Origin of the sequence: Acinetobacter sp. GFQ9D191M (assembly GCF_011174875.1) — a bacterium.
In the GTDB taxonomy this organism is placed as follows: domain Bacteria; phylum Pseudomonadota; class Gammaproteobacteria; order Pseudomonadales; family Moraxellaceae; genus Acinetobacter.
On the sequence record NZ_JAALGV010000002.1, the window covers coordinates 96,200 to 111,911 of the forward strand.

A 15,712-nucleotide genomic window follows, 5' to 3' on the forward strand; every position below is an offset into this window, starting at 1 on the left:
AGAGAAAGGATACATTCATGAGTTTCACCCGCATTAATGGGGTATTGCATGCTGAGCAATGTTCACTGCAACAGCTCGCAGAGCAATTTGGCACACCACTTTATGTTTATTCAAAAGCAACTTTTGAAAAGCATTATCTGGATATGGACCGTGCTTTTAGCTTTATCGATCATCAAATCTGTTTTGCGGTAAAGTCAAACTCTAATCTTGCGGTATTGAATGTATTGGCCAAGCAGGGTGCTGGTTTCGATATCGTGACTGGTGGTGAACTGGCTCGTGTCTTGAAAGCCGGTGGTGAGCCTTCAAAAATCGTATTCTCAGGTCTGGGTAAATCTGAAGCAGATATCAAGAAAGCACTGGAAGTCGGCATTGCCTGCTTTAATGTGGAATCTTATGCCGAGCTGGATCGTATTCAGAAAGTAGCGGCCGAACTTAATGTTAAAGCGCCGATTTCTCTACGTGTGAATCCGGACGTGGATGCTAAAACTCATCCTTACATTTCCACTGGTTTAAAAGAAAACAAATTCGGTATTCCATCAGACAGCGTATTTGAAACTTATCAATATGCAGCGTCATTGCCAAATCTTGAAGTGGTCGGGATTGACTGTCATATCGGTTCGCAGTTGACTGAAACTCAGCCTTTTGTTGATGCGCTGGATCGTGTCATTGTGATGATCGACAAGCTGAAAGACATGGGCATCAACTTGAAACACATTGATATCGGTGGTGGTCTAGGTGTGACGTATAAAGATGAAACACCGCCATCGGTTGAAGAATATGCCAATGCCATGCGTCCGGCTTTAGAAAAACTGGGCCTGAAAGTTTATATGGAGCCGGGTCGTAGTATCTCTGCCAATGCAGGTGTTTTACTGACCAAAGTGGATCTGCTGAAACCAACCAATCACCGTAACTTTGCCATCATTGATGCTGCGATGAATGACCTGATTCGTCCAGCTTTATATAAAGCATGGATGGATATTCAGTCTGTGACACCGCGTACAGATGTGGAAACAAAAGAATGGGATGTGGTGGGCGCGATCTGTGAAACAGGCGATTTCCTGGGCAAAGAACGCGAGCTTGCCATTAAAGAAAATGATGTACTAGCAGTTCTTGGGGCTGGTGCATATGGTTTCGTAATGAGTTCAAACTATAACAGTCGTGGCCGTGCTGCTGAAGTGATGGTGGATGGTGATCAGGCGCATCTGATTCGTGAGCGTGAAACGGTTGAATCACTTTGGGAACGTGAGCGTTTATTGCCTTAAGGAGACTGAATAATGTTGCTTGAATTTACCAAGATGCATGGCCTGGGCAATGATTTTATGGTGGTAGACCTGATTAGCCAGCGTGCTTATCTGGATACTCTCACTATTCAGCGCTTGGCAAATCGTAACTTTGGTGTGGGTTTTGACCAGCTCTTGATTGTTGAACCGCCTGATATTCCAAGTGCAGATTTTAAATACCGTATTTTTAATGCGGATGGTTCTGAAGTTGAGCAGTGCGGTAATGGTGTGCGCTGTTTTGCCCGTTTCGTGCATGAACGTCAATTAACGACTAAAACCAAAATCAAGGTACAGACCAAAGCTGGAATCGTGGAACCTGAACTTGGTGCCAATGGCTGGGTACGAGTGAATATGGGTTATCCAAAATTCCTACCTCAGGAAATTCCATTCGTGGCTGAAGAACCGGAAAATCTGTATGACATCGATCTGGCGGGTGGTGAGAAACTGACGATTGATGTGGTGAATATGGGTAATCCACATGCAGTGACGATTGTTCCGGATGTGTTGACTGCTGATGTGGCTAAAATTGGTCCACAGGTGGAATCTCATGTGCGTTTCCCGGCACGCGTTAATGCTGGATTTATGCAGATCATTGATGAAAAGCATGCCCGTTTACGTGTTTATGAGCGTGGTGTAGGCGAAACACTGGCTTGTGGTACAGGTGCCTGTGCTGCAGCAGTGTCTGGTATGCGCCGTGGTTTGTTATCTAGCAAGGTCGAAATTGAACTTGCGGGTGGTAAATTGCAGATTGAATGGAAAGAAGGTGATGTAGTCTGGATGACGGGCCCAACCGCCAATGTTTATGAAGGTCGACTGGACTTGCGCTACTTCCAGGGTTAATCCCACATTTATTTCTCTAAAAAGCACCGCACATAGTACGGTGCTTTTTTTATGATAGGATGAATTCCATATTTAATTGATATCACAACAGCTCTATGAATCAGCTTGTGTTTTTACCGGGTGCATCAGGCAGCCAAGGCTTTTGGCAGCCGTTGTTGGCTCATTTAAAAACAGATCAATCTACAAAAATATTGACATATCCGGGCTTCGATGGGGTAGAACTAAATTCAACTATTCAAAATCTTCATGATCTGCAGGAACTCATCACAGAGCAGATTGAGGATGATTCGATTCTGGTTGCCCAGTCCATGGGGGGAGTTCTTGCAGTTGGAATTGCACTACATCATCCACAGAAAGTCAAAGGACTGGTTTTATTGGCAACTTCTGGTGGTGTGGATCTATCACAGTTCGGTTGTGCTGACTGGCGGATAGATTATCGCGAGCAGTTTAAAGATGTTCCTGATTGGTTTTTACAAGATCAAACCGTATTTAGCCTGAAACAGTTAAGCAATCTTGAGATTCCTGTTCTACTGATCTGGGGTGACCAAGACGCTTTAAGTACCGTTCAGGTGGGGCAATGCTTAAAGCAAAATTTGAAACATGCAAACCTGCATGTAATTCAAAGCGGAGATCATTTCTTTGCGGCGACTCATCCAGTACAGACCGCAGAACTGATTGAAGCTTGGCTGGAGTCAATTGAATGGAGCAAGTAAAGCTTTCTGCAAAAGACTTGCTCGGAATCTGGCTCAAAGAACGTGAGATCCAGAACCAGTCTAAACATACCTTGCAGGCCTATGAACGTGATGTGGCTGATTTTCTGGAGTTCTGCGCAGTACAACAACTAGCGCTTAATGATGTGGAAGCCACGGATTTACGCCAATTTCTGGCTGAAAAAGTCGAGCAGCACGGATTAAGTTCGAGTAGCTTGCAGCGGATGCTCTCTTCGATTCGCCAGTTCATGAAATGGGCAGAGCAGGCGCAGTATCTTGCATTTAATCCGGCTGATGATTTTCAGTTGAAACGTCAGTCACGTCCTTTGCCGGGTATGGTCGATATTGAAACTGTGAACCAGATTCTGGACCAGCCGGCTCCAGAAACCGAAGCGCAGCAGCAAATGTGGTTGAGAGACAAGGCGATTCTGGAATTACTCTATTCCAGTGGTTTACGTTTGGCAGAAATTCAGAGCTTAAGAATCAAGGATGTTGATTTTAATCGTCAGCTCTTGCGTATTACTGGTAAAGGCAATAAAACCCGGGTAGTGCCTTTTGGTTCAAAAGCCAAAGACAGTCTGATGGAATGGCTAAAAATTTATCCGCTCTGGAATGGTGATTTTGTACCTGACGCGAATGTATTTATCACCCAAAAAGGCAATCCGCTCGGTGCACGGCAAATTGAAAACCGGGTCAAGTTTCAGGCGCAGCGTGCAGGGGTTAGTGTTGACCTGCATCCGCATTTGTTACGGCATTGTTTTGCCAGCCATATGCTGTCGAATAGTGGTGATCTTCGTGCCGTTCAGGAAATGTTGGGGCATAGCAATTTGAGTACCACACAAATTTATACTCATATTGATTTTGATCGACTTGCGCAGATTTATGATCAGGCGCATCCGCGGGCACAGCATAAAGAATAGGGAAAATATAAAGTTTTCTTCCGCTTGTCGGATGATTAGGATTCATGGCATAAAACTTTCATGTATCATGCTCAAAATATGACCTGAACAGACTGTTGGAAAGATATTTCACTATTGTCTTATTTTTCAAATGGCTGTTTTCGGATATAAGTATAAATAGTAATTAATTTTTAAAAGAAAATCAGCGATCTCGATACTGGAATTTTTATGGACACAGCAATTATCCCGGATATACAACAAAAGCATGCGCAGTTAAGCCCAGCCCAAAAAGACATGTTTGCGGGTTATGGTTTACGCCAGATTAAACATTTTGTTGAGATTAGCTTGCCCACTATTGAAGCCGTTCTCCCTGAAGGAGCAATCGTGCAAGGGATTAATGCAGAAGGAAAAATGCAGGCTTATAATCCTGAAACAGGCCAGTATTATCTATGGATTTCTGATCTGCAATGGCAGACCACGCAGCGAGCCAGTAAAGCTGTTGACCTAAAAGAAGATGCGCTCGAAATTTGGAATATTTTCGATCTGAAGTCTTATGAACTGATTGAACTGAGTCATGTGCATCGTGACTTTCTGCAAGTTTAATGAACATGAAGGATGACTAAGGTCATCCTTTTTTATTGCTAAAATATTTTATAAGTCATCCAAGGGTAACTGAAAACTTTGCTTGATAATCTGGCTGGGTAAATCTGTTTTGACACTGGTAATGCCATTTTTCTTGGTCAAATGTGTGGACTGGAATTTACGGTAACTTTCCAGATCAGGCACCACAACTTTTAACATCGCATCACATTCACCCAGAATGATATAGCACTCCATCACCTGAGGCAGCTCTTTCATCGCCTCGATAAAAGTATCAATGGTTTCTGCATCCTGACCGACCAGCCAGATCCGTGAAAACAGAATCAGTTGAAAACCGATTTTCTGTGAATCCACGATGGTGGTGTAATTTTGGATCACGCCCGCATCTTCAAGTAATTTTACCCGACGCAGACAGGAAGAAGGGGATAGTCCAATTTCACGTGCCAGATCGTTGTTCTGAATACGACCATTGGCTTGCAAGTGATGAATGATATTTTTATCAATTCGATCAAGTTTTACTCGCACAGACTTGGAAGATATTTTCATAAATTAGAATATAATTCGAAAAATAATACTTATTATAAAATAAATTGAAAGCCTATTTTGTAAAAATTCGCAGATACTAATTTCACTTTCCGAAGATTCAAAGGAAAAAGGAAATGTCTGTATTTGCACTTTTTGCACTGACCGTGCTCCCCCTGATTTTTACACCTGGACCAGATATGCTGTTTATCCTGTCTCAAGTGATGGGTAAAGATGCAAAAGCAGGCATGATGGCAACCATCGGGATCTGTACAGGCTATCTGGTACATTCCATTTTGGTAGCATTAGGAATCGCAGCCATTATCGTGTCTTTTCCGGTATTGTTTGAGGCGATTCGCTGGTTGGGTATTGCTTATTTGCTCTATCTGGCTTGTAGCCTGTTGAAATCAGTATTTAGCAAAAATTCAATGAAAATTGAGAAAAAGACCAGTGCTAATCCAGTGAAAAAAGGCTTCTTTACGGCCTTACTCAATCCTAAAGGCATGCTGATCTATTTTGCGATCTTGCCGCAGTTTATCGATAAAAGCGGAAATACGGTGAGCCAAGGCTTAATTCTCTCTTTTATTTTTATCGGTATGATTTTCATTGTTTATTGTGCTCTCAGCATTCTGTTCAGCAGAATTACCCGCAATACACAAATTGATGAGCGTAAACAGAAATGGGTTGATGGCACCTCAGGTGGTTTACTTGCCCTTGCTGCAAGCTGGTTAATTATTAATTAAGCAATGTCGTATTTTAAAAAAGCATACTGCTCCCGGTATGCTTTTTTTATATTTATAGATTGATGACAACCCGATTTTTAGACCTGCCAACAAAATAAAGCGGAGTAAATTGAGCAGATATGCAGAATAAATGATGAACAATTCTCTATTATGTCCAAACTGACCAAAGCGGTCATTTTTAAATATAAGTCATTTTCCACAAATCTCAGGACGGATTTGTGCATTTAATAAGCAAAAATCAAAAGTTCTGATGTGTTTCATCAAATAAAAACATAATAAAAATCAAAGGTTAAATTTTATTAAATATTGATAAAATTCATTGTAATAAATCGATACGGATTAATTGTGAACGCATCGTTCAAGGAAAATTACGCATTTTTACAGCTCTTTGCTGAATTGTGACTTGACCGAAATGCCGTGCACATTGCAAGATAGGGCACCTAAAAAAATTTAAGTGAAGAGTTATTATAACTTTTCTCAACATTTACATTTGCTAAAACAGCCGAGGATTACATGAAGGCTCTTGTTGCTGTAAAACGTGTGGTTGATGCCAACGTTAAGGTTCGCGTTAAGCCGGACAACAGTGGTGTTGACTTAACAAACGTTAAAATGTCAATTAACCCATTCTGTGAAATCGCGGTGGAAGAAGCGGTTCGTTTAAAAGAAAAAGGAACTGTTTCAGAAATCGTTGTTGTTTCTATTGGTCCTAAAGAAGCGCAAGAACAAATCCGTTCTGCAATGGCGCTTGGTGCTGACCGCGGTATTCTGGTTGAAGCTGATGACAGCCAGCTAGGTGCGCTAGAAGTTGCTAAAATTTTAAAAGGTGTTGTTGAAGCTGAACAACCACAATTGATCCTTCTTGGTAAACAAGCAATTGATGACGACTCTAACCAGGTTGGTCAGATGCTTGGTGCACTTCTAGGTGCAGGTCAAGGTACATTCGCTTCAGAAGTTAAAGTTGAAGGCGACAAAGTACAAGTGACTCGTGAAATCGACGGTGGTCTACAAACTGTTGAATTATCACTTCCAGCGATCGTAACTACTGACTTACGTTTGAACGAGCCACGTTATGCAGCTCTTCCAAACATCATGAAAGCGCGTAAAAAACCGCTTGATACCAAGTCACCTGCAGATTTCGGTGTAACTACTACAACTAAACTGAAAACAGTAAAAGTTGAATCTCCTGCAGAGCGTAAAGCTGGCGTACAAGTGAAGTCTGTAGACGAGCTTGTAGAAAAATTGAAAAACGAAGCGAAAGTGATCTAATACAGAAGGATAAAAATCATGAGTATTTTAGTAATCGCTGAGCACGACAACAAAGCACTTAACGCTGCTACTTTAAACGTTGTTGCTGCGGCGCAAAAAATCGGTGGTGATATCACTGTATTGGTTGCTGGTTCTGGCGCTCAAGCAGTTGCTGATCAGGCAGCTAAAGTTGCGGGCGTAAGCAAAGTTTTACTTGCTGACGACGCTGCTTATGCAAACCAATTGGCTGAAAATGTAGCAAAACTGGTTGCAGAATTAGGTAAAGGCTATAGCCATATTCTTGCTGCTTCTACTACAACTGGCAAAAACATTCTGCCACGCGCTGCTGCACTTCTTGATGTCAGCATGATCACAGACATCATCGCTGTTGATTCTGCAAATACATTCAAGCGTCCGATCTATGCAGGTAACGCGATTGCAACTGTTGAGTCTTCTGAATCAGTAATCGTTGCAACTGTTCGTGGTACTGCATTTGATGCGGTTGCTGCTGAAGGTGGTTCTGCTGCGGTTGAAGCTGCTGCTTCTACTGGTGATGCTGGTATTTCTAAGTTCATTAATGAAGAAATCGTTAAATCTGAACGTCCTGAATTGACAGCTGCTCGTATCGTCGTTTCTGGTGGTCGTGGTGTAGGTTCTGGTGAGAACTACCACAAAATCCTTGATCCACTAGCTGACAAACTTGGCGCTGCTCAAGGTGCTTCACGTGCTGCAGTTGATGCTGGTTTCGTTCCTAACGATATGCAGGTTGGTCAAACTGGTAAGATCGTTGCACCTGACCTGTACATCGCTGTAGGTATCTCTGGTGCGATCCAGCACTTGGCAGGTATGAAAGAATCTAAAGTGATCGTTGCGATCAACAAAGATGAAGAAGCTCCAATTAATGCAGTAGCAGACTACTGGTTAGTAGGTGACCTGAACACTGTAATTCCTGAATTGGTTTCTAAAATCTAATTTCTGAATCAGTTTCAAAAAAACGCTCCTTTAGGAGCGTTTTTCTTTTTTTTAATCTAAATAATTAATCTAACTAACAAGTCGTCCATTTCTGACTCGAAATTTTGGTTATTGTATATTTTGTGTTAATATTAAACTTTTATTAAGCTTGCCATTTGGCGGAGTGTCCGTGAAATTTGATTTTCAGTTACCAGTCAGTATTTTGGTAATGATGATCTGCTGTTTGATTTTCCCTTTTCTCCCGAGTTTGCACCTTCCTTTGTTAGGCGGTATGACGGTTACAGCAGTTGAGTCAATTCAAGCATTAATGTTGTTTGGTTTTGCCGTATTTAGTTTTTTCTATATTCGTCCATTTGAATTAAGTAAAGGTCAAAAACAATTTTGGCTCTGGTCAGTTGCATGGTAGATTATGCTGTTTGGTAGAAGTACCAGCTGGGGACGTGACTATTTCCCGGAAGTGCCAAAAATCTATTTCCGTGGTATTTCGGTTCTTGTGATTGCACCCGTGGTGTTTATGCTGTTTTTAGCACCTTTGCGTCAAGAAATTGCTTATAAGTTTAAGCATGTATCACTTCCAATTTGGGCACTCATATTAGCTTTCATTGGCTTGCTGATGTCTGATGGCATTGAACATAATCGGTTTTTTATTCATTTTATTTTTACAGATTTTATCTATAAAGATTTGATGGAAGAACTATACGAATTTCCGCTTATTATCGGCTTATTCCTGGTCGCTTATCCATTAATGAAGCAAGATTGTGCTGTGATAAAATCAACTAGTCAGGTCATAGCTGAAGATGATTTGTCCGATATAGATTCTAAACTTCATATTTAAGTGACTTGCTTTTTTAAAGAAAAAAATGAACCTCTGCAAGCAGAGGTTTTTTAATATCAAAATATTGTGAAGTGATTAAAATTTCTACTAAAAATCCTGTGGATAGTTGGGGCTGAAACAGGTAAATTTAGCCTAGATTATGCTATACTGTACGACTAAATTTTAATATTGGTTCAGCTTTTTTTTGAGCCGATTTATAGCTGGATTTACGACATATAAATGCAAGCCAAATCTGGCTTGTAGAATAAGGAGTATGCATGAGCGTATCGGAAATTAGACCGATTGCCATTGAGGATGAACTCAAGCACTCGTATTTAGACTATGCAATGAGCGTGATTGTTTCACGTGCCTTGCCGGATGTACGAGATGGTCTAAAACCTGTTCATCGTCGTGTGCTATTCGCAATGCACGAATTGGGCAATGACTACAACAAAGCTTACAAGAAGTCTGCCCGTGTTGTAGGTGATGTCATCGGTAAATATCACCCACATGGTGATTTTGCTGTTTATGAAACCATTGTCCGTATGGCCCAGGACTTTAGTCTGCGCTACCAACTGGTTGATGGTCAAGGGAACTTTGGTTCGATCGATGGCGATAGCGCTGCGGCAATGCGTTATACCGAAGTTCGTATGCGTAAGCTGACCCATGAATTACTGGCTGATCTGGAAAAAGATACAGTTGACTGGGAAGATAACTACGACGGTTCTGAGCGTATTCCGCAAGTCATGCCAACTCGTATTCCGAACCTGTTGGTGAATGGTGCGGCTGGTATTGCAGTCGGTATGGCGACCAATATGGCGCCACACAACATGACTGAAGTGGTGAATGCGTGTCTGGCTTATGCAGATAATCCAAATATCAGCATCGAAGGTCTGATGGAATATATTTCCGGTCCAGATTTCCCGACAGGTGGCATTATTTACGGTAAATCAGGTATCGTGGATGCCTATCGTACCGGTAAAGGCCGTTTGCATATTCGTGGTAAATATCACTTTGAAGAAGATGCCAAATCTGGCCGTACTACGATTGTCTTCACAGAAATTCCTTATCAGGTCAACAAAGCGAAAACGATTGAACGTATCGCCGAGCTGGTCAAAGAGAAAAAACTTGAAGGCATTTCTGAACTTCGTGATGAATCTGACAAAGAAGGGATGCGTATTGCGATTGACCTGAAGCGTGGTGAAAATGCTGAAGTTATCGTCAATAACCTGTTCCAGAATACACAGTTAGAAAATTCTTTCAGCATCAATATGGTGTGTCTGGACAATGGTCAGCCGAAATTGATGAACCTGAAAGACATCATTGCGGCGTTCATTCGTCACCGTCAGGAAGTCGTGACACGTCGTACCATGTACGAACTGCGCAAAGCACGTGAACGTGGTCATATTTTAGAAGGTTTAACCGTTGCTCTGGCAAATATTGATGCCATCATCGAAACCATCAAAACTTCTGCCAACCCGGCTGAAGCGCGTGAACGTTTACAAGCAGGTGAGTGGGCAGCAGGCGGTGTGGCAGCATTGCTTGAAAAAGCGGGTGCTGTTTCTGTACGTCCTAACGAAATTGAAGGCGAAGATCCAGAGCGCCCATTTGGTATTGATGGTGAGGTGTATCGCTTATCTCCGACTCAAGTCAACGCGATTATGGAACTGCGTTTGCACCGTTTGACCGGTCTTGAGCAGGATAAACTTCAAGCTGAATATTCTGAAATCTTAGGTCAAATTGCTGAATACACAGCCATCTTAAATGACTTCAACTTATTGATGAACGTCATTAAAGAAGAGCTGGCATTGATTCTTCAGCAATATGGCGATGCGCGTAAAACAGATATTGTTGAATCTCGTATCGACTTCTCTCGTGAAGATCTGATTCCTGAAGAGCAAATGGTTCTGACCGTTTCAAAAACAGGCTATGCGAAAACTCAACCATTATCTGACTATGCTGCTCAGCGTCGTGGCGGTCGTGGTAAGTCTGCAACCAGCATGAAAGAAGACGATTACATCCAGCACATGGTTGTAACATCGAACCATGCTACGGTACTTTGCTTCACCAATGTCGGTAAGGTTTATCGCCTGAAAGTTTATGAGGTGCCACAAGCTTCGCGTGGTGCCAAAGGTCGCCCAATGGTGAACTTGTTGCCGCTGGATGACAACGAAACCATTACTGCTATCTTGCCAGTGATTGATGCACCGAAGAAATTCAAAGAACGTCTGGCTGACTTCAAGGCATTTGTGAAGACCAATGCTGCCCAGCTGCAAACCAATGAAGTGATCAATAGTCACTTTGCGGCACTAGAAGCAGCTCTTGCTGAATCTGAAGATGGTGCAGATGATATTTCTGATGCACTGCGTGTTCAATTGAAAGAGCTTGGTTTAGCACTTTCAACCACTGATCTTGATGCTGACATCATCAATGACTTTGCACAGCAAGCCGAAGCTGTTCGTAAGAACTTCTATGTGTTTATGGCGACTGAGTACGGTACGATTAAACGTGTAGAACTGGAACAGTTCTCAAATGTTCGTTCAAACGGTTTACGTGCGATTGAACTGAATGGCGATGACACCTTAATTGGTGTTGCGATTACTGACGGTGAACAGCAAATTATGTTGTTCTCGAACGAAGGTAAAGCAATTCGTTTCGCAGAGACTGACGTACGTTCAATGGGTCGTTCAGCCAAAGGTGTGCGCGGTATGCGCGTGACCATCGGTGCTTCTCAGGTTGAAGATGCAGAAGATGCAGATGTTGAATCTGATGATGAAGATACAACTGAAGCTAACTTCATTAGTCGTATCGTATCTCTAGTGGTTGTACCTGAAACCGGTGAAGTGCTGTGTGCTTCTGCAAATGGTTATGGTAAACGTACCCCGGTAGATGACTTCCCAACCAAGAAACGTGGCGGTAAGGGTGTGATTGCAATCAAGACCTCAGAACGTAACGGTGAGCTGGTCGGTGCAGTTGCGATTGACGCATCTAAAGAACTGATGCTGATTTCTGATGGCGGTACATTGGTACGTACCCGTGCTTCTGAAGTGGCACAGACTGGTCGTAATGCACAAGGTGTTCGTCTGATCCGTCTGGCTGAAGATGAAAAACTGGTGGGTGTAGAAGCGATTGAAGCAGTTGAAGATGAGTTGGAAATATTGGAAGATATTGAAAATACTGAATCTGCAGCTGATGATGTAACTGATACACAAGAAGCTGAAAAAGATGATGACAATACAGTAGAGGAATAAGTTCTGCTACTGATGAAAAAGGGCGCTTCGGCGTCCTTTTTTACACATCGGCTAAATGAGAGATAAATAATGAAAACCAGATTGATGCTTTTGACCGCAGCTATTGCACTCAGCGGCTGTAATAATGCAATGGACAGTATGCCCGATCCAAGCCCTGAGCAGGAAAAGGCAGCGCAAGTAGCTTATGAAGACCTGCGTGATGGAAAATATGACGAGTTTTTAGCTCAGCTTGAACCGAAGTTGCAGGCAGAGTTTCAAAACAATGAAAAAATCATGAAGCGTTTTTCACGTTCAATTCCGCAAGGTGAATATAAGTCCAAGACTATCATGAGAAAGAACTTCGAGGAAAATAACGGTAAACCGAGTGAATACAAGGTCAGCTATGAAATTGTCTATCCAAAAAATCTGGTTCAGTATGATGTGAGTTTTGACCAGCCGAATGGCAGTACTAAAATCCGCAACTTTAATATTCAGGTATTTGGTGAATAATTTTCAATGTGAATAGACTGAATAAATCCATATCTAAGAACGTGGGCGTAGCCGATAATAGCCTAAGCTCATACAGATGATGCCGATCACCAATAGATAAGCAAGCTTTCCTAGAATCATATAAGTGGGCACGCCCATCTGATTGAGCTGAATAAACATCTGCACGATTTGGGTCGAAGGTAAAGCTTGCCCAATAAGTTGGACCCAGACTGGCATGGCAGCATGCGGCCAGGCGACTCCTGAAAGCATAAAGAGCGGAATCGAAGTAAAAACAATGATATGACCGGCGCGTTCTGGCATGTCCAGAAAACTGGCGAATAGTGTGGTAATACCAATCATGCAGAATACAAAGATGGGTACAGCCAGCAGCATGCCCCAGAAATTTCCACCACGGGGATAATCAAAATACCAGAAAGTAAAACCAAACAGGTAATAACAGCCCAGACAGCCAATGGTCAGAATCGCCAAACTGATACCACTTAAGGTGGTCAGATTAATCACCTGTCTACTTTCTCGATACAACGCAATTAACATACTCAGGCCTAGAAAAATAGTCTGATGAATAATCAATGGCGCAACAGCCGGAAACACATAGCTGCCATAGCCAGAAAGCGTATTAAATAATGGAATCTGGTGAATGGATAGGGCAGGAGAGAAGTGTGAAATCTCGCTAAAGCGTTCAGCATATTCACTTAAGGTATTTTCTACTGAAGAGACCAAGCCTAAACCAATCTGTTTGGTAATTAAAAAGTTAGCAGCACTTAAGTACAGCCCAATCCCGCCATTTTCACCATGCCGGATAGATTGAGAAAGATTATCTGGTAATAATAAAATCCCGTCAGCTTTTTGAGTTTCCACCCAGTATTTGGCTTCAGCAAAATTTCCAGTCACCGCCTTGATTTGTACATTGGGGCTTTGGCTGACATGACTGATAATGGTATTGGTTAAAGCACTTTGCTCTTCGTCGACAATAATAATCGGCAAGGCTTCTGCCTGTTCAGCTTTATACGCCGTTGGATAAAAAAAGCTGTAAAACACAACCGATAAAATTAGGGTGGTAAAAATACTGGTATTGCTAATAATGTCTTTAAAAGTTTGGCAATAAGCTTTCCAGAGTGATTTCATGGTGACACTCCTTTGGCTGTTTTTTTGAGAAAGACATAGGCCAGCACAGCATAAAGCACGACATAAATGACGAGCACGAACATCGGTTGCAGTGAAAGAGAGAGCGGACTGCCAATCACCCATTGCTCCGTCTGTAATTTGGCATAGGGTGTATAGGGAATAATATTGGCCCAGAACTGGGTGAATAGTGGGGCATTATTAAGGGGCAAAGTCACCCCAGCAAAACTGAGCGATGAACCACCATAAACTGCTAGTAGACCAAAAGATTTGGTCAGGTCTTGAGTGGCCAGAACCACCGCACTACTGATAAAGGCATAGGCACTATAGAACAGTATTTGCGCCAGAAGAATTGGCCATAATGACCCGGCAATAAACCAGCCGCGAATTTCGACCAGCCAAAACATCCAAGCCCAGGTCCAGCAACAAAATATTGCTACATAAACCAGATTTTTAGACAGCAGTGCCGACCACAAGTTTTGTTGGGCAATCCAATGACTAACAGTATGTCGTTTAATTTCCTGACCCACAGCAAAAGCCACACAGCAACATAACAGCAAGTGCAAAATTGCCGGCACCATGTAAGGTTCCAGATAAAATTCATAATTCAGCTGCGGATTATACAGTGGGGAAATTTTAATATTTGGTGTAGGTGCTTCCAGATAGGGGAGCGTGTTACCTAGATACTGCTTGCCAGTAAATTCAGCCAGAGCCTGCAAGGTGCTAAGTAGCATAGCCGAAGAAATGGTATTCCCGATACTAAAATAACTCTGATTAAAAGCAATACTAATTTCAGCATCCTGAGCTTTGACCAGTCGTTGCTCGGCTCCGGCAGGAATATGAATATAGCCCCAGATTTTATTTTCGTTTAATAGCTTCTCGATTTCGACCGTTTGATCGGAAACGGTATGCACTTGTAGGGTATGATTCAAAGATAAATGATCATAAATCTTGCTGCTCAGGCTACTTTGATCCTGATCAATAATGGCGATTGGTAGATGATCCGGTTTGCCTTTGGCAAACATGCTGCCAAGTAAAATCAGAATACAGGCTGGGGCGAGCAGAACCAGAGTCAGATCACATTTCTCTCTGCATAAATAGCGTATTTCACGCTGAATACCCGCCCAGAATCCAGAAGCCATTTATTTTGGCTCTTTCAATTTAAACAGCACGCTCATGCCGACTTTTAACTCAGGCATTTCAGTGACTGGCACAAGATGAACTTTAAAACTGCGGACATCATAACCACCGGTTTGGCGCGTGGTTTTAATGGTGGCAAATTCACCTTCAGCACTAATATTTTTTACTTTAAAAGTAGCTGATTGATTCAGTGCCGGAATAAACCCTTCAAGCTGTTGCTGTTTACCTAAAGCGGCATATTGGTCTTCACGAATATTCAGGCTAATCCAGCGTTCTGCCGAGATCAGGCTGACCACTGGCACTGCGGTTGCCACCAGCTCAGTGGCATTGCCATAGGTTTTGGAGACGGTACCATCAATCGGTGCCAATAATTCAGTTTCTGCTTCTAGTGCATTGGCTTCGGCGACTGCTGCACGGGCTATATCGACCTGAGCATCTGCTGAACTTTTCTGTTCTGGTGTACTGCCGCGTTTAGCCCGGGCATATTGCTGATAAGCAGCTTCGGTCATTTGGGATGCAGATTGTGAAGCTGCAAACAGTTCATCTCGGCGCTGGCGGGAAATGACGCCTTCCTTAAATAGATTGGCTCCACGTTGATAGGAAGTTTTAGCGAGTTGCTCCTGTGCTTTTAGTGACTGCCAGTTGGCATACAGAGAAGCGATATTTTCTTCCTGAGAACCACGTTCTGCGGTGGACTGAAGTGCTAATGCAGACTGTAAAGTGGCTAAAGCCTGCTGCTTTTTCGCCTCAATTTCAGGACTATGTAATTTTACCAGCGCCTGGCCTTTCTTGACGTTATCGCCTTCCTGTACATAAATCTTTTCAATCCGGCTTGGAACTTTGGTGGCCACTTGAACGGTTTCTGCCTCAACCCGGCCTTGTAGCTCGATTTCTTTGGGTTGATAGGTTTTCCATAGGCCAAACCCAATCAAAGCAAGAATCACTGGAATTAAAGCTAAAAGCAGATATTTTTTGCGCGATTTTTTTTCTGTGCTTTCAGGATTATCTGGCTCTGATTCACTGTAATTGATTTCTGAAGCCGGTTCATCAACAGGATGTTCTGGCTTTTGCTCATCTGTCATGTC

Annotated in this window: 16 protein-coding genes; 12 read left to right on the top strand and 4 right to left on the bottom strand. The window is 42.6% G+C overall.

Annotation, left to right across the window (positions count from 1 at the left end):
* Positions 1 to 17: 17 nt before the first annotated feature.
* The 5 genes from lysA to G5T77_RS00865 all read left to right on the top strand — a co-directional run bounded on the left by lysA (position 18) and on the right by G5T77_RS00865 (position 4,332).
* On the top strand, positions 18 to 1,262 hold the full coding sequence (gene lysA, locus G5T77_RS00845; protein WP_166137736.1) for a diaminopimelate decarboxylase: 1,245 nt from the start codon (positions 18 to 20) through the stop codon (positions 1,260 to 1,262).
* 12 nt (positions 1,263 to 1,274) lie between these two features.
* Positions 1,275 to 2,120, top strand: a complete 846-nt coding sequence (dapF, locus tag G5T77_RS00850; protein ID WP_004784684.1) for a diaminopimelate epimerase — start codon at positions 1,275 to 1,277, stop codon at positions 2,118 to 2,120.
* 95 nt (positions 2,121 to 2,215) lie between these two features.
* The gene (locus G5T77_RS00855; RefSeq protein WP_166137733.1) at positions 2,216 to 2,833 is read left to right on the top strand and encodes an alpha/beta hydrolase; all 618 of its coding nucleotides are present in this window, start codon (positions 2,216 to 2,218) and stop codon (positions 2,831 to 2,833) included.
* Positions 2,821 to 3,750 (top strand): site-specific tyrosine recombinase/integron integrase, encoded by a 930-nt coding sequence (gene xerA / locus G5T77_RS00860; protein WP_166137730.1) that lies wholly within the window; start codon positions 2,821 to 2,823, stop codon positions 3,748 to 3,750. Before G5T77_RS00855 ends, xerA begins: the two co-directional genes overlap by 13 nt.
* 207 nt (positions 3,751 to 3,957) lie before the next feature.
* Entirely contained in the window at positions 3,958 to 4,332 is a 375-nt protein-coding gene (locus G5T77_RS00865; RefSeq protein WP_159124423.1) for a hypothetical protein, read from the top strand.
* Positions 4,333 to 4,380: 48 nt separating this feature from the next.
* Here the strand turns inward: G5T77_RS00865 and G5T77_RS00870 are convergent, their stop codons facing one another.
* Entirely contained in the window at positions 4,381 to 4,875 is a 495-nt protein-coding gene (locus G5T77_RS00870; protein WP_005236726.1) for an Lrp/AsnC family transcriptional regulator, read from the bottom strand.
* Positions 4,876 to 4,988: 113 nt separating this feature from the next.
* Between G5T77_RS00870 and G5T77_RS00875 the strand changes: the two genes are divergently transcribed.
* The 7 genes from G5T77_RS00875 (at position 4,989) to G5T77_RS00900 (ending at position 12,365) form a co-directional block, all read left to right on the top strand.
* On the top strand, positions 4,989 to 5,594 hold the full coding sequence (locus G5T77_RS00875; RefSeq protein WP_166137728.1) for a LysE family translocator: 606 nt from the start codon (positions 4,989 to 4,991) through the stop codon (positions 5,592 to 5,594).
* Between the two features lie 513 nt (positions 5,595 to 6,107).
* Positions 6,108 to 6,860, top strand: a complete 753-nt coding sequence (locus G5T77_RS00880; RefSeq protein WP_159124425.1) for an electron transfer flavoprotein subunit beta/FixA family protein — start codon at positions 6,108 to 6,110, stop codon at positions 6,858 to 6,860.
* Between the two features lie 18 nt (positions 6,861 to 6,878).
* Positions 6,879 to 7,811, top strand: a complete 933-nt coding sequence (locus G5T77_RS00885) for an FAD-binding protein (protein WP_125278450.1) — start codon at positions 6,879 to 6,881, stop codon at positions 7,809 to 7,811.
* A gap of 169 nt (positions 7,812 to 7,980) precedes the next feature.
* On the top strand, positions 7,981 to 8,217 hold the full coding sequence (locus G5T77_RS17100; protein ID WP_240904232.1) for a hypothetical protein: 237 nt from the start codon (positions 7,981 to 7,983) through the stop codon (positions 8,215 to 8,217).
* Between the two features lie 3 nt (positions 8,218 to 8,220).
* Positions 8,221 to 8,646: a hypothetical protein gene (locus tag G5T77_RS00890; protein ID WP_240904231.1), complete on the top strand. Its 426-nt coding sequence runs from the start codon at positions 8,221 to 8,223 to the stop codon at positions 8,644 to 8,646.
* A 257-nt stretch (positions 8,647 to 8,903) separates the two neighbouring features.
* Entirely contained in the window at positions 8,904 to 11,876 is a 2,973-nt protein-coding gene (gene gyrA, locus G5T77_RS00895) for a DNA gyrase subunit A (protein WP_166137725.1), read from the top strand.
* Between the two features lie 69 nt (positions 11,877 to 11,945).
* Positions 11,946 to 12,365, top strand: a complete 420-nt coding sequence (locus G5T77_RS00900) for a DUF3887 domain-containing protein (RefSeq protein WP_125278447.1) — start codon at positions 11,946 to 11,948, stop codon at positions 12,363 to 12,365.
* 33 nt (positions 12,366 to 12,398) lie between these two features.
* Here the strand turns inward: G5T77_RS00900 and G5T77_RS00905 are convergent, their stop codons facing one another.
* From G5T77_RS00905 to G5T77_RS00915, 3 genes are read right to left on the bottom strand one after another with little or no spacing between them, the layout of a single operon-like run.
* On the bottom strand, positions 12,399 to 13,490 hold the full coding sequence (locus G5T77_RS00905; protein WP_166137722.1) for an ABC transporter permease: 1,092 nt from the start codon (positions 13,488 to 13,490) through the stop codon (positions 12,399 to 12,401).
* Positions 13,487 to 14,629 (bottom strand): ABC transporter permease, encoded by a 1,143-nt coding sequence (locus G5T77_RS00910; protein WP_166137719.1) that lies wholly within the window; start codon positions 14,627 to 14,629, stop codon positions 13,487 to 13,489. Before G5T77_RS00910 ends, G5T77_RS00905 begins: the two co-directional genes overlap by 4 nt.
* Positions 14,630 to 15,709 (bottom strand): biotin/lipoyl-binding protein, encoded by a 1,080-nt coding sequence (locus G5T77_RS00915; protein ID WP_166137716.1) that lies wholly within the window; start codon positions 15,707 to 15,709, stop codon positions 14,630 to 14,632.
* Positions 15,710 to 15,712 lie beyond the last annotated feature (3 nt).